Consider the following 14,282-nt stretch of genomic DNA (forward strand, 5'->3'; position numbering starts at 1 on the left):
CGTCCGGGTCAGGGATACATTCGCACCTTCTCCCAGGGACCGTCCGCCACCCCACGCCGAAACTCGACCCGGTCGTGAAGGCGGAACTGCCGGTCGTGCCAGAATTCGATCGAGACGGGCTTGATTCGGAAACCGGACCAATAAGGCGGTCGCGGGATGTCGCCTATGGCATATCTGGCCGTATATTCGGCAACAGCCTTTTCCAGGGCGAAACGGCCCTCCAGCGGTCGAGACTGTTTCGATGCCCAAGCGCCGATCCGGCTGCCGCGCGCCCGCGTCGCATAATAGGCATCGGCCTCGGCGTCGCTCACCACGTCCACCTCCCCCCGCAGCCGGACCTGGCGACGCAACGACTTCCAATGAAAGCACATCGCCGCCTTCTTCTGAGCGAGGATTTCACGTCCCTTCTGGCTCTCGAAATTGGTGTAGAAGACGAAGCCGTCCTCGTCGAAACCCTTGAGAAGCACCATGCGGACATTCGGCATGCCGTGTTCGTCGACGGTGGCAAGGGCGACGGCATTCGGATCATTGGGTTCCGATTTTTCCGCATCCTTCAGCCAGGAGCCGAAGAGTGCAAAAGGTTCGTTCTCCTCGGTGAAGTCACCGGTTGTTAACCCGCTTTCAGACATATTGAATAAAATACTCCCTAAAGTGCCCCGAGTTTTTGGCCGTACAGGACGCAAGGTGGTAGTGATAGCAAAGTCGAAGAGCCGCACAAAGAGGTCCATCGCGCTTGGTCGAGGTGCAGCCGTCATCTGTCTCGCCGGATTGTCTCTTACCGGATGCACCAGCAGCCTGGACCTCTTCGGCAGTTCCTCCAAGGTAGACCGCAGCATCTCAACCGGAACCGTTCCCGGTCCGAAGCAGGAATCCGGCGAGAACCTTTCCGACGAGGCGACTGTCCGCAATGCCGTCACGTCTGCCGATCTTGCAAAACTCGGCGCTGCCTCGGTCCCGTGGGCGAATGCCGTAACCGGCAGCGCAGGCGTCGTTTCGAAAATCCGCGAGGCTCGCAACGAAGGCCATCTCTGCCGCGACTTCACGACCACGAGACATTCCTACGAAGGAATTGCCATGTTTTCCGGCCAGGCCTGCATGACCGGCAGCGGTGACTGGATGCTGACCGCCTTCGACCGACAGTAAGGCCCTCTTCAGCACATCACCTACCCTACGACCGGGCAGAAACGATTCGTTTACCTTAACGAATACGAATTTTGGCCTGTAACCTCTGATTCATGAGTTCCGACCTAAATTTCCTCGAACAGGCACGCCGTACGCAGTGACGCGAGGAACTGACGAAAGCTGTCGGAGTTGTGACGAGTATCGGGGGGTCCAAGGATTTTGGCGGGCCCGCCGCTTCAGGTAACCGGTGGTCCCACAATGCGTGATCCCTATTCTCTGCTTGGTGTGAAGCGCAGCGCCGACGCTGACGAAATCAAGGCAGCATGGCGCGCCAAGGCAAAGACCGTCCATCCCGACGCCAACCAGGACGATCCGTCCGCCGCCAGCCGTTTTGCCGAAATCGGCCAGGCTTATGAGGTGTTGAAGGATCCCGACCGCCGCAAACGCTACGATCGAGCAGCCGAGATGCACCAGACCATCATGCAACAACGTCAGGCCGCGCGCGAAGCAGCCGAGCGGGCCAAGGCGGCCAAGGCCAATGCCGAAAAGGTCATGGAAGAGCTTGCCCGCGCCAATGCCCAGCGCACGCAGAGCCAGGCGGAAAATCCTCAAGGCGCGACGGGCGAGACCCCCGAAGACATGATCGAGCGCATATTCGGCGCGGCGGCTGCCGAGCAGGTGAAGGCGCAGAACCAGGCTCGAACCTCAGAGGATGCATCCGAGGGTGTGAAGGCCGAGCAGTCCGGTGAAAGAGCCCCCCTGCCCGTCATGGCGGTCGATCTTATCGCCTCGCTCGTCCGGCGCTTTCGCGGGACTGCCCCTTTACCTGAAAAAGCTCCGGATCTTTCCGTCGATGCCGCTGTTACCGTTGCCGATCTGCTGAAGCAGGCCTCGGTCACCGTAAAGCTCGCGGACGAACGAGAGGTCCGGTTTACACTCGAAAGAGGTATGACAGACGGGCATGTGGTGCGGCTGAAAGGCCAGGGCCTGAAAGTGGCCGGGATGAAACAGGGCGATCTCCTCGTCGCGCTCAAGGTCGCGCGCGACCCGCATTTCCACATCGAAGGTTTCGACCTCCATACCACCCTGCCGATCTCGCTCGAGGATGCGGTTTTGGGTACTGAGGCTACGGTGGAAACGCTCGAGGGCAGCCGCAGTCTTTCCGTTCCGGCCTGGTCAGGCTCGGACCAGACGATACGGATGAGCGGGCTTGGGCTGTATGACGGCGCCGGCGGACGCGGCGACCTCGTGGTCGAATTGCGGATCATGCTGTGGGAAAAGCCGAACGAGAAGGTCACCGACCTGATGCGGCACATGCGCCACGGGCTATACGTCTAATTGCGTCCAGTATGACAGTTTTGCGTCGGTTTTCACCGGTGCGCACCCTTGATTACGACCTTTAACATGAGATGATCCAAGTCAGCTTGAACCCTTGGGCTGCCTATGTCATAGGCAGCATTCGTCAAAGTTTCAGGGGACTATGTATGGTTCAGGCTTCCGGCCTCATGGCAGGCAAACGTGGCATCATCATGGGTGTTGCCAACAATCGTTCCATCGCTTGGGGCATTGCCAAAGCCATTCACAGCCAAGGCGGCGAGGTGGCATTCACCTACCAGGGTGATGCGCTGAAGAAGCGCGTCGAGCCGCTTGCGGCAGAACTCGGCGCCTTCATGGCCGGCCACTGCGATGTCAGCGACGAGGCCTCCGTCGATGAGGTTTTCGCCAATCTCGAAAAACATTGGGGCAAGATCGACTTCCTCGTGCATGCAATCGGCTTTTCCGACAAGGACGAGCTGACGGGCCGCTATGTCGACACGACGCCAGAGAATTTCGCCAAGACCATGCAGATCTCGGTCTATTCTTTCACCTCGGTGGCACGCCGGGCGGAAAAACTGATGACCGACGGCGGCTCCATGCTGACGCTCACCTATTACGGTGCAGAGAAGGTCATGCCGAACTACAATGTCATGGGTGTCGCCAAGGCTGCGCTCGAAGCGAGCGTAAAATATCTTGCGGTCGACCTCGGCCCGAAGAATATCCGTGTGAATGCGATTTCTGCTGGCCCGATCAAGACGCTGGCGGCCTCCGGCATCGGCGATTTCCGCTACATCCTCAAATGGAACGAATACAACGCGCCGTTGCGCCGCACCGTCACCATTGAGGAAGTCGGCGATGTCGGGCTCTACATGCTTTCGGACCTGTCGCGCTCGGTGACCGGCGAAACCCATCATGCAGACAGCGGTTATCATGTCGTCGGCATGAAGGCCGTCGATGCCCCGGACATCTCGGTCATCAAGGACTGATCGACACCAGGAAACGTCTGCCGTGCTTATCTACATGATCCGCCACGGGCAGACGGACTGGAACGCCGAAGGGCGTCTGCAGGGACAGCGGGATATTCCGCTCAACGCGCTTGGCCGGGCGCAAGCCAGCCGGAATGGCGAAAAGCTTCGGGAACTGATCGGGAGAGCGGAAGATTTCGCTTTCATCGCCAGCCCTTTGTCGCGAACACGCGAAACCATGGAGCGGCTTCGCGCCGCCATGGGCCTTGATCCGAACGCTTATCTGATCGACGAGCGGCTGAAGGAACTCTCCTTCGGCGATTGGGAGGGCCATACGCTGGCGGAAATCAGCCTGATGTCGCCGGACCGCCTGATGGCCCGGGCACAGGAAAAGTGGAGCTTTATTCCGCCGGGGGAATTCGCCGAAAGCTACGAAATCCTCTGCTGGCGCATCGGCGCCTGGCTGCAGGCGGTTGAAAGACCGACGGTATGCATTAGCCATGGCGGCGTCATCCGCTCGCTCTTCCGCCTGATCGGCAATCTTTCCGAAGACGACGCGGCAGCCGCGCCGACGCCGCAGGATCGCATTCTCAGGATCGACAGGGATTGCGGCCGCCTGGAATGGCTTTGACCAGCAAGCGGCGGCATGGGCTCAGATCACCCGAAAGGGTTTAGGAACTACTGGACGATCTCAAGATCGTCCACGATCCGGTGACCGTCGACTTCGGTAAAGAAGACAAGGACTTTGACGCCGGCTTTGAGACCTTCGAAATTGAATTCCTCGGGCACCTTGTAGGTCTTTCCATCATCCAACGTGAGGCTCAGCGCCTTCACATCCACCGTCTTGATCGTCGCCTCGACATCAGCGCTCTGCGCCCAGCCATTCAGGGGCGAAAAGATGCTTGCAGTGGCAAGCAGAGCAGCAATCAGGATACGCATGGGCTTAGGCCTTGATGGGGTCGACGTTGTTTCGTTACGACGCACAGATAGCCTCCCGATTGTGGCGAAAATCGCCCGCTACCATGACATTTTCGGTATAAGTAATGACTTGATTGTTAACGCTTTTCAAGAGCTCCAGGCCGCTTGAAGGCGGCGCAGCCGTATCGCCCGGATTTGGCCCGCGTGCTCAACCTGGCCAATAGCTTCCAAATTTGTGGGCAGCCGGGGGCAATCGGAAATTAACTCCCATCCGTTAGGCTTTTCCCGCAAGTCATAAAAGTTAACGAAAAGGGTTCGGGCGATTGAAATTCCGGCGTTCCTCCGCTTCTCAAACTCTACACCTTTTTCGGCATCCGAAGGCTCCCGCTGCAATCGCACTTGTCATTGCCCTGATGGTGATTGCGATCGCAATCATCATAGATGGGCGCCATACCGAAAGTTACCGCACCGAACTGCGAGGGACGACCGAAAGGACAGCGGCGCTGCTGGCCCAGCGTTTTTCATCCCAGGCCGAGACCGACATCCTGGCCGCCGATCACCTGGTCCATGTCCTGCAAGAGGATGCGCAAGGCTCGATCGAACGGTTCCAGCACTACATCGACAACGCTTTCAAAAAGGGGCAGCACTTTTTTGCGGTCGCGGTCGCGCCTAATTTCGAACTGACCCAGGTCATTACCCGCGACGGGATCGTCAACGGCGCATCGGGAAAAATCGGTAGCGTCGATCTTTCGCGTCTTGCAAGCAGCCTGAAATCGGTGGACGGCCGCGGCCGTCTGTCTTTCCTGAGCGGAACACAGGACGACCACCTGACGCTGGTCATGCCTGTGCCGAAAAGCGAAGACGGAGGGGGATTGTGGGGCGCAATTGCCATTTTGATAGAGGAAAGAGGCTTCATCGAAGCCTCCGGCGTGACCTTTTCACCAAATCCGATTGCTAGAACGAACCTCCTCAATCTGGATTGGCTGAACGTCGTTCTTCGCGATGCCGACAGGCCCGAATATTTCGCCTTCTACGGCGACGATTCCATCGAGGGTCAATCCCCGATGGAATGGGCGATCCCCCTCAAGGGTGCCAATTGGACCATGCTTGCCAGCCCGCATTCCGGCTGGGACATAACACCGCCGAACCAGTCGCGCTTCCGCCTTGGGATTGCTCTGGCGGTAGGCATGGTCATCGTGCCGATATTCATCGCTGCGTCGCTCATTTCGGAGCGCAATCGCCACATCGCCATACTGAAAGCGCGCGAACTCAACCTCACGGAGCTGTCGCAGCGCTTGAGGAGCGCCAAGGAAAATACTGACATCAAGAATGCGGAGCTGGAACTCGCGCTCGATGAACTTTCGAACCGCGAGCAGGAGCTCGAGGAGCTCTCCACCAGGTTCGATCTCGCCCTCGCCTCCTACAACTGCGGCATCTGGGAGTCCGATCCGGTCACGCAAACGGAAATATGGGATGCCCGTATGTGTCAGTTGCACAGCATTCCCTATACCGACGGGATCATCCATCGCGATCAATGGATCAACCTCCTCCACCCGGACGATCGGGAACTTGCCAAACAGGAATCGCATCATTTGAGCGAGGGGTTGCAGCCCCCGCCGCTCGTCGCCCGCGTTCTGCAGCCCGACGGATCCTCTCGCTACATCCGGTCCATCGGGAAATTGCATGTCACCCGCGACGGGGCGCGGAAGATGGTCGGCATCGCCTTCGACGTAACCCAGGACGCGATCCTCACCCAGCAGCTCAAAGCCGCCAAGGATGAAGCCGACGCCAAGAACGCCGAACTCGAGCTTGCCAAGAGCCGTATCGAGCACAATTCGCTGCACGATCCGCTGACGCTGCTTGCAAACCGCCGCAAGCTTGACATGGAGCTGGACCGGCTCTCCCGTGCGAGCCAGACCGAGCGGCAGAAATTCTCGCTCCTGCATCTCGATCTCGACCGTTTCAAGCAGATCAACGATACGCTCGGCCATGCGGCAGGAGACGCCATGCTCGTGCATGCTTCACGCGTCCTGTCGCGCAACGTCCGCGGCACCGATATCGTCGCTCGCATCGGCGGCGACGAATTCGTCATCCTGGCGGTCGACAATGCGAGCGCCGAGGAGATGGCACAGCTTGCACAGCGGATCATTGTCGAATTTCATCAGCCAATCGATTTCGAGGGCTTTTCCTGCCGCTGCGGCGTTTCGATCGGCATTGCGCAGGCAAACGGCATGAATGTCGACGCCCGCCGCACTCTCGTAAACGCAGACCTCGCGCTCTATCGGGCGAAGGGCCTGGGCCGCAACCGGTACGAATTCTTCACTCAGAACCTTCAGGCCGAGATCGTCAGCCACAAGCGCACCGCCGACGAGGTTCTTGCCGGTATCGACAACGACGAGTTCACAAGCTGGTATCAGCCGCAGTTCGACGCGCAAACCAACGAGCTTGTCGGCGTCGAGGCGCTGATCCGGTGGAACCATCCCCATCACGGGGTCCTTGCTCCGGACAAATTCTTAAAGATCGCAGAGGATCTGAACGTCTCGGCAACGCTCGACCAGATCGTGCTCGAGACCGCCATGAGGGACAAGCTGCGCTGGATTGCCCGCGGCCTCAAGATTCCCAAGGTCTCGGTGAACGTCTCTTCCAAGCGCCTGCACGACGAGAGGTTGATCGACAGATTGAAGCCGTTGGAGATCATTCCCGGCGAGATTTCCTTCGAACTGGTGGAATCGATCTTCCTCGACGAAAGCGAGGACGTCGTCATCGACAACCTGAAGCGCATCAAGGAGCTCGGGATCGACATTGAAATCGATGATTTCGGAACCGGTCATACGTCCATCGTCAGCCTTTTGAAGCTGAAGCCGAAGCGCCTGAAGATCGACCGGCAGCTCGTCATGCCGATCCTCGATTCCCCGCAGGAACGCGCGCTCGTCCGTTCGATCATCGATATCGCACGGTCGCTCGGGGTCGAGACGGTGGCGGAAGGCATCGAAACGATGCAGCACGCCGCGCTGCTGCGCGAGCTGGGCTGCGATCTCCTGCAGGGTTATGCCTTCTCGCGACCGCTCTCCTTTAACGATTTCACTCAGGCAGCGCTCACGAATTGGCGCAAAGCGGCGGCATAAACCTCGCCCAGCCCGGCTGGCTAACCGTTTAAACAAGAAAGGCTTGTCGCCTGACGCCCTTTTCCATATGACAACCGCGTCAGAAGTCGGCGGGAGGCCTACTCCGCCACAAACGGTTCCGCATTGCCATGTCGCACAATACGTTCGGTCACCTCTTCCGCGTCACCACCTGGGGCGAAAGCCACGGCCCGGCGCTCGGTTGCGTCGTGGACGGCTGCCCGCCCGGTCTCCGCTTCACCCATGCCGAAATCCAGGCCTGGATGGACAAGCGCAAGCCCGGCCAGTCGCGTTTCGTCACACAGCGACGCGAAGATGACATCGTCAAAGTGCTCTCCGGTGTGATGATGGATGCCGACGGCGAGACCATGATCTCGACCGGCACACCGATCTCCATGCTGATCGAGAACACCGACCAACGCTCCAAGGATTATGGCGAGATCGCCCAGCGCTATCGCCCCGGGCACGCAGACTATACCTATGACGTCAAATACGGCATCCGCGACTATCGTGGCGGCGGCCGCTCCTCCGCCCGCGAAACTGCGGCTCGCGTTGCCGCGGGCGCACTGGCGCGCAAGGTGGTGCCGGGCGCCAACGTCCGCGCCGCGCTCGTCCAGATCGGCAAGCACAAGATCAACCGGGCGAACTGGGATTGGGACCAGGTCGGCCGCAATCCCTTCTTTTCTCCGGACGCGGAGATCGTGCCCGTATGGGAAGAATATCTCGATGCGGTTCGCAAGGCCGGCTCATCGATCGGTGCCGTTGTGGAAGTCGTCGCCGAAGGCGTCCCAGCTGGTCTCGGTGCCCCGGTCTACGGCAAGCTCGACCAGGACATTGCAAGCTACCTGATGTCCATCAACGCCGTGAAGGGCGTCGAAATCGGCGAGGGTTTCGCTTCGGCCGAACTCTCCGGCGAAGAAAATGCCGACGAAATGCGCATGGGCAACGACGGAAACCCGATATTTCTCTCCAACCATGCGGGCGGAATTTTAGGGGGAATCTCGACCGGACAGCCCCTGATCGCCCGGTTTGCCATCAAGCCAACTTCCTCGATCCTCACCGAAAGACGATCAATCGATGCCGACGGCAACAATGTCGAAGTACGCACCAAGGGACGGCACGATCCGTGTGTCGGCATTCGTGCAGTACCGATCGGCGAAGCGATGGTTGCCTGCGCGATCGCCGATCATTACCTCCGCCATCGGGCCCAGACCGGGCAGACCCTTTAGGAACAATCACCCATGGCCTATGACCAGAAACGCGTTGTTGATGCCATCCGAGCCTTCGAGGCTGGGGAAATCGTCGTGGTTACGGATGACGACGATCGCGAGAACGAAGGCGACCTGATCGTCGCGGCCGTGCATTGCACGCCGGAGAAAATGGCCTTCATCGTGCGCCACACCTCCGGTATCGTCTGCGCCCCCATGCCGCGCGAGGAGGCCAAGCGCCTGAACCTCAACGCGATGGTGGCGGAAAACGACAGCGCCCATACGACCGCATTTACCGTCACCGTCGACTTCAAGCACGGCACGACAACCGGCATTTCCGCCGACGACAGGACACTCACCGTCCGCAACCTCGCCAACCCGAATGCCGGCCCTTCGGATTTCGTGCGGCCCGGCCATATCTTCCCCCTCATCTCCCGGGAGGGCGGCGTCCTGATGCGTTCGGGCCATACGGAAGCGGCTGTCGATCTCTGCCGACTCGCGGGCCTGCCGCCGGTCGGTGTGATTTCAGAACTGGTCAACGACGACGGTACCGTGATGCGCGGCCAGCAGGTTGCCGATTTCGCTGTCAAGAACGGCATCAAGCAGGTCTCGGTGGCGGATCTGATCGCCTACCGCCAGCGCAAGGAAACGCTGATCGAGCTGCAGTCCAAGTTCGACATCGACACGCCTCACGGCAAGGCGAAGGCGCATGCCTATTCGCTTCCCTGGGACCCGATGCAGCATGTCGCCATCATCTTCGGCGACATCCGTGACGGCGAGGAAATTCCGGTCCGCCTGCATCTCGAAAATGTCGCCAGCGACGTATTCGGTGCCCAGCGACCGCTCGACGCCTATATGGCGAAGATCGCAGAAGAAGGCCGCGGCGTGATCATCTATCTCCGGGAAGGTTCGGTCGGCGTCGGCCAGAAGGACCACGGCCGCAAGCTCCGGCAGGATCAGGAGGGCCATGCGGAAGCTCAAGCGCGTGAAAGCGAATGGCTGGAAATCGGCCTGGGAGCGCAGATTCTCAAGGACCTCGGCGTCACCTCGATCAAGCTTCTGACCCGCAGCGAGCGCCATTACGTCGGTCTCGAGGGGTTCGGAATCAAGATCGCCGAGACTATCATCTGCTGAACGGAGAGCTTGCCGCTATCGCCCGGCGGCCAAGATCGCCTCGATAAAGCGATGAGCGTTCAGTGCGTCCTCGCCTGTGACGCGCAGGCGGGCTCCATCACGGATCGCGTCGCAAAAATTTTCGATGAGGGCGCGATGCAATTCGTGCCCGAAGGCCATTGGGTTGGCCCCTGCACCGCTGCCGGAATTGTCTCCGCCAGCAGCAATCTGCGTACCATCCATGAAGGCTGCCTGAAGCGTGTCTCCTGAAAAGACGGCCGTTCCCTTGGTGCCGATCAGTTCGATGCGATCCGGCAGACCGGGATAGGCGCAGGTCGTGGCGTTCAACGTGCCGATCGCCCCGCCCTGAAATGAGAAGGTGGCAGCAACCAGATCTTCGGTTTCCATGGAATGAATAGGGCTGGTCCTCACAAAGGATGCGACCTCCTGGGGAAGGCCGGCAAAGCTCAACAGCAAATCGATGGTATGAATGCCCTGCGTCAGCAAGACACCGCCCCCGTCTCGCGCCCGCGTACCTCGCCCTTCCACATCGTAGTAGCTTTGGGGTCGCCAGTTGCGGATCGCGGCAGACGCTTCGACCAAATGTCCGAGCCGCCCGCTCTTGACGATCTCGTCGAGCGCCAGCACCGCTGCACGGAACCGGTTCTGCAGCACCACGCCAAACAGGACGCCGGCCTGTTTGGCAATGTGAACGATCGTTTCGGATCTTTCGAATGTGATATCGAGCGGCTTTTCGAGAAGAATATGCTTCTTTGCGGCAGCGGCACGCCGGACAAGTTCGAGATGGGTGTTCGGCGGCGTCAGGATCAGCACAGCTTCGATTTTTGCATCCTCGAAGATCGCATCGAGATCACCGCTGGTCGGGATGGGGTACTGGGCAGCAAAAGCCTCCCGCCTTGCTGCGGTAGGGCTATAGGCCGCGACACATTCGATCCTGTCGGAGAGGTCGAGCAGGCTGCGGGCATGATGGCCTGCTGCCATTCCAAGCCCGATCATCGCTACTTTCAGCTTTGCCATCCCGTGCCTCCCAGCGCGCTTCCTCCGGACCTGTTTATCGAGGCGGGCGGCTTTTGCGAAGCAGGAACATCGCAAGTTTTCTGGCGGCCTGCGTCTATCCCGACGAAGCGACATACGGACATGCAAAAGCTTGCAAGTTGGCAATCGCGCCAACTTTAGCGGAACAAGCCGCCCTGCCTTGCAGTTAGACCCCGCAAACCCTTCACGGCGAGGTCCCACCGATGAATACGCGTCCCCAATTCGCTTCGCGAATCTCGCTCTCGCAGTTGCCGCCCCAGATCTACTACGTCCACCCATTGATGCTAAAGGGGCTTGATGCGTGGCGCGAAGTCTTCGCCCATGCGCAAGATCTGGGCTTTGACACGGTGCTGACGGCGCCTTTATTCGAACGGGGCGCGAATACAAGCGTCTTCGTGACGAAGGATTTCGGTCGCCTGGATACTCGTCTGGGCCTCGGACAATCACCGGAAGACGGCTTCAAGGCTCTCATTGCCGCCGCACGCGAAAACAACATTAAGCTGATGCTTGACGTCGTGATCGATCGCGTGGCTGTCGGTGCCGACGAGGCGAGGCCGGTCATCGCAGACCCGCGCCTCGCGCCGCAGGAAAGCTGCAGCCGCCGCATCGATTTTTTGAGCGAAGTCCGGCATATCGAAGACTGGCGGAGCCGGCTTGCCTGGCTGGCGGAAATCGGGATTGCAGGCTTCCGCTGCCTTGGCATCGGCCGGATCGCTCCGGAAGCCTGGTATGATCTCATCTTCTCAACGCGCAAGACCGCGCCGGAAACCACCTTCCTCGCCTGGACGCCCGGCAGTGCATTCGAGGACCGCAAGGCTCTGCAGGGAACCGGTTTCGACGGCAGCTTCTCCTCGTTTGCGTGGTGGAATTTGGAAGAGCGCTGGATCATGGACGAATACCAAATCCAGCGGGAGCTCGGTTATCAGATCACCTTCCCCGAGGCTCCGTTCGCCAAGCGCATGGCGCACGGGACGGACAGCTGCGAGGTACTCCAGCGCAAGGCAATCCGGGCGCTGAAGCTGGCATCGACCTTCGCCAGCGGCCTGATGATCCCCATGGGTTTCGAATACGGCGCGGCGGTTCCTTTGGATCCCATGCACGGCGACGGGCTCGGCCTGCGGGGGCTGCGGGAACGAGGGTCCTTCGATCTCTCGAGCGAGATCCGCGCGACCAACGCAAGCACAAACAAGACCGCCGCCGGTTTTGCCCGCCAGCCGCTCAGGCTCATTTCAACCAGCCAGGCGCCTGCCGTCGCGCTGCTGCAGACCGACAGCGAGGATCCGCGTACCTCCGAGAGGATCAGGGTCGTGGTTCTGAACCGGGACCTGCGTCGGGTCACGAACGCGCCATACAACGTGTTGCGAGAGGCAGCCGCACCCTTCCTGCCGCTGACATCGCGCGAGAACGAGAACGAAATCTTCGCCCCTCAGCTCAAGCTGAAGCCGGGAGAATTGCGGGTCTTCGAAGGACGGGCGTCCATACCCATCATCGATGCAGTCCCCGTACCGGATGTCAACACGGCGGCGGCGTCCCCAAGACTTGCTATTGAGAAAATTACGCCATGCGTCGACGAGGGCCGCTTTGTGGTGAAGCGGGTGGTCGGCGAAACGGTCAAGGTGGAAGCCGATATTTTCGGCGATGGACACGATCCGCTTTCAGCGGCGCTGCTCTGGCGAGCCGCGGACGATACGGCATGGCAACAGGTCCCTATGCAACTGGTGCTCAACGACCGCTGGCAAGCGGAATTCCCCTTAAAGCGCGTTGGGCGGCACGAATTTGCGATCGAGGGATGGCGCAATCCTTTCGCCATCTTCCGCTACGAGTTCACCAAGAAACATGAGGCGCGACTGGATCTCCGGCTGGAAATCCAGGAAGGAATCAATCTCGTTCTGGACGCGCTCGACTATGCAGAGGGCAAGGTCAAATCCCGCCTGCAGGCCCTCTTCGACAAGCTGACGGCGGCTCAGGACCAGCAGCGGACCGAAATCCTGCTCGCGCCGGAAACCGCCGAGCTAATGGCCGAGGCGGACCGCCGGCCTCATCGCGTCCGCTCGCAGGTGATCCCCATCGATGCGGAACGGACCGCTGCAGCCTTTGCCAGCTGGTATCAGGTTTTCCCACGCTCCCAGAGCGGCGATCCGAACCGGCACGGTACTTTCGACGATGTCATCCGCCGCCTGCCGGCAATCCGGGCGATGGGCTTCGATGTTCTCTATTTTCCGCCGATCCACCCGATTGGCAAGACCAACCGCAAAGGGAAGAACAACAGCTTGAACGCCGGGCCGGATGATCCCGGCAGCCCCTATGCGATCGGTTCGGATGCCGGCGGCCACGACGCAATACACCCCGAGCTTGGTACATTCGACGATTTCCGCCGCCTGGTCGAGGCCGCCGAGGGCGAAGGCTTAGAGATCGCGCTCGATCTGGCTATCCAGTGCTCGCCCGATCATCCCTGGCTGAAGCAGCATCCCGGGTGGTTCGATTGGAGGCCGGACGGCACGATCCGATATGCCGAAAACCCGCCCAAGAAATACGAAGACATCGTCAATGTCGATTTCTACGCCAGCAATGCGATCCCTTCCCTGTGGGTCGAACTGCGCGATGTCGTGCAGAAGTGGGTCGACAATGGCGTCAAGCTGTTCCGGGTCGACAATCCTCACACCAAACCCTTCCCCTTCTGGGAGTGGCTGATCGCCGACATACGCTCGCGGCGTCCCGATGTCGTGTTTCTCTCGGAAGCCTTTACCAAGCCGAAAGTCATGTACCGGCTGGCGAAGATCGGCTTCTCGCAATCCTACACCTACTTCACCTGGCGGAACGCGAAATGGGAACTCGAGCAGTACATGCGCGAGATCACCACAGAAGAGCCGAAGGATTTCTTCCGGCCGCACTTCTTCGTCAACACCCACGACATCAACCCGGACTTCCTGCAGAACGCCCCGCGCCCTGCCTATCTGATCCGGGCAGCGCTCGCCGCGACGCTTTCGGGGCTCTGGGGTGTCTATAACGGTTTCGAACTCTGCGAAGGCCGGCCGGATGCCAAACGCAAGGAATACGCGGACTCTGAAAAGTACGAAATCCGCGCCTGGGACTATGACCGTCCGGGCAATATCAAGTCCGAAATTACCATGCTGAACCGGATCAGAAGCGAGAACCCTGCGCTCCATTCGCATCTCGGTCTGCAACTTCTCACCGCCTGGAACGACAACATCATGTTCTATGAGAAGACGAGCCCCGGGCGCGAGAACGCTTTGCTCATCGCCGTCAACCTCGATCCTCATAACGCCCAGGAGGCAGATGTCGAAATTCCGCTCTGGTCATGGAACCTCCCGGACCATGGCGCACTTGATGTCGAAGATCTGATTACCGGCCAGAAATTCACATTGACCGGGAAGGTCCAGCGCATCCGGCTCGATCCGCATCACGGCCTGCCGTTTTCGATCTGGCGCGTGAGGTAAGGG

The 14,282-nt window shown here is 59.9% G+C and carries 11 protein-coding genes; 8 read left to right on the plus strand and 3 right to left on the minus strand.

Going from position 1 to position 14,282, the window contains the following annotated elements; all coding sequences use genetic code 11:
* Positions 1 to 8: 8 nt before the first annotated feature.
* Positions 9 to 629 (minus strand): pyridoxamine 5'-phosphate oxidase, encoded by a 621-nt coding sequence (pdxH, locus tag C5L12_RS17070; RefSeq protein WP_105373252.1) that lies wholly within the window; start codon positions 627 to 629, stop codon positions 9 to 11.
* A gap of 55 nt (positions 630 to 684) precedes the next feature.
* On the opposite strand from pdxH, the gene C5L12_RS17075 reads away from it, so the two are divergent.
* The 4 genes from C5L12_RS17075 to C5L12_RS17090 all read left to right on the plus strand — a co-directional run bounded on the left by C5L12_RS17075 (position 685) and on the right by C5L12_RS17090 (position 4,035).
* Complete coding sequence (locus tag C5L12_RS17075; protein ID WP_105373253.1) at positions 685 to 1,143, plus strand: RT0821/Lpp0805 family surface protein; 459 nt, start codon at positions 685 to 687, stop codon at positions 1,141 to 1,143.
* 237 nt (positions 1,144 to 1,380) lie between these two features.
* Positions 1,381 to 2,460 carry a DnaJ C-terminal domain-containing protein gene (locus tag C5L12_RS17080; protein WP_105373254.1) on the plus strand — a complete coding sequence of 360 codons (1,080 nt, stop codon included), beginning with the start codon at positions 1,381 to 1,383 and terminating at the stop codon, positions 2,458 to 2,460.
* Positions 2,461 to 2,606: 146 nt separating this feature from the next.
* Positions 2,607 to 3,425 carry an enoyl-ACP reductase FabI gene (gene fabI, locus C5L12_RS17085; RefSeq protein WP_105373255.1) on the plus strand — a complete coding sequence of 273 codons (819 nt, stop codon included), beginning with the start codon at positions 2,607 to 2,609 and terminating at the stop codon, positions 3,423 to 3,425.
* 22 nt (positions 3,426 to 3,447) lie between these two features.
* Entirely contained in the window at positions 3,448 to 4,035 is a 588-nt protein-coding gene (locus tag C5L12_RS17090; protein WP_105373256.1) for a histidine phosphatase family protein, read from the plus strand.
* 47 nt (positions 4,036 to 4,082) lie between these two features.
* Here C5L12_RS17090 and C5L12_RS17095 read toward each other — a convergent pair whose 3' ends face one another.
* Positions 4,083 to 4,343: a DUF1344 domain-containing protein gene (locus C5L12_RS17095; RefSeq protein WP_105373257.1), complete on the minus strand. Its 261-nt coding sequence runs from the start codon at positions 4,341 to 4,343 to the stop codon at positions 4,083 to 4,085.
* 302 nt (positions 4,344 to 4,645) lie between these two features.
* Between C5L12_RS17095 and C5L12_RS17100 the strand changes: the two genes are divergently transcribed.
* The 3 genes from C5L12_RS17100 (at position 4,646) to ribB (ending at position 9,786) form a co-directional block, all read left to right on the plus strand.
* Positions 4,646 to 7,447, plus strand: coding sequence for a putative bifunctional diguanylate cyclase/phosphodiesterase (locus C5L12_RS17100; RefSeq protein WP_425350803.1), 2,802 nt, complete (start codon positions 4,646 to 4,648; stop codon positions 7,445 to 7,447).
* Between the two features lie 128 nt (positions 7,448 to 7,575).
* A complete protein-coding gene (gene aroC / locus C5L12_RS17105; protein ID WP_105373259.1) occupies positions 7,576 to 8,673 on the plus strand; it encodes a chorismate synthase in 1,098 nt (365 codons plus the stop codon).
* A gap of 12 nt (positions 8,674 to 8,685) precedes the next feature.
* A complete protein-coding gene (gene ribB / locus C5L12_RS17110) occupies positions 8,686 to 9,786 on the plus strand; it encodes a 3,4-dihydroxy-2-butanone-4-phosphate synthase (RefSeq protein ID WP_105373260.1) in 1,101 nt (366 codons plus the stop codon).
* Positions 9,787 to 9,801: 15 nt separating this feature from the next.
* Here the strand turns inward: ribB and C5L12_RS17115 are convergent, their stop codons facing one another.
* The gene (locus tag C5L12_RS17115; protein ID WP_105373261.1) at positions 9,802 to 10,803 is read right to left on the minus strand and encodes a Gfo/Idh/MocA family protein; all 1,002 of its coding nucleotides are present in this window, start codon (positions 10,801 to 10,803) and stop codon (positions 9,802 to 9,804) included.
* Between the two features lie 221 nt (positions 10,804 to 11,024).
* Here C5L12_RS17115 and C5L12_RS17120 point away from each other — a divergent pair, with 221 nt between their 5' ends.
* Positions 11,025 to 14,279, plus strand: coding sequence for a maltotransferase domain-containing protein (locus tag C5L12_RS17120; protein ID WP_105373262.1), 3,255 nt, complete (start codon positions 11,025 to 11,027; stop codon positions 14,277 to 14,279).
* The last annotated feature ends 3 nt before the right edge of the window (positions 14,280 to 14,282 follow it).

It is taken from the genome of Neorhizobium huautlense (genome assembly GCF_002968575.1).
In the GTDB taxonomy this organism is placed as follows: Bacteria; Pseudomonadota; Alphaproteobacteria; order Rhizobiales; family Rhizobiaceae; genus Neorhizobium; species Neorhizobium huautlense.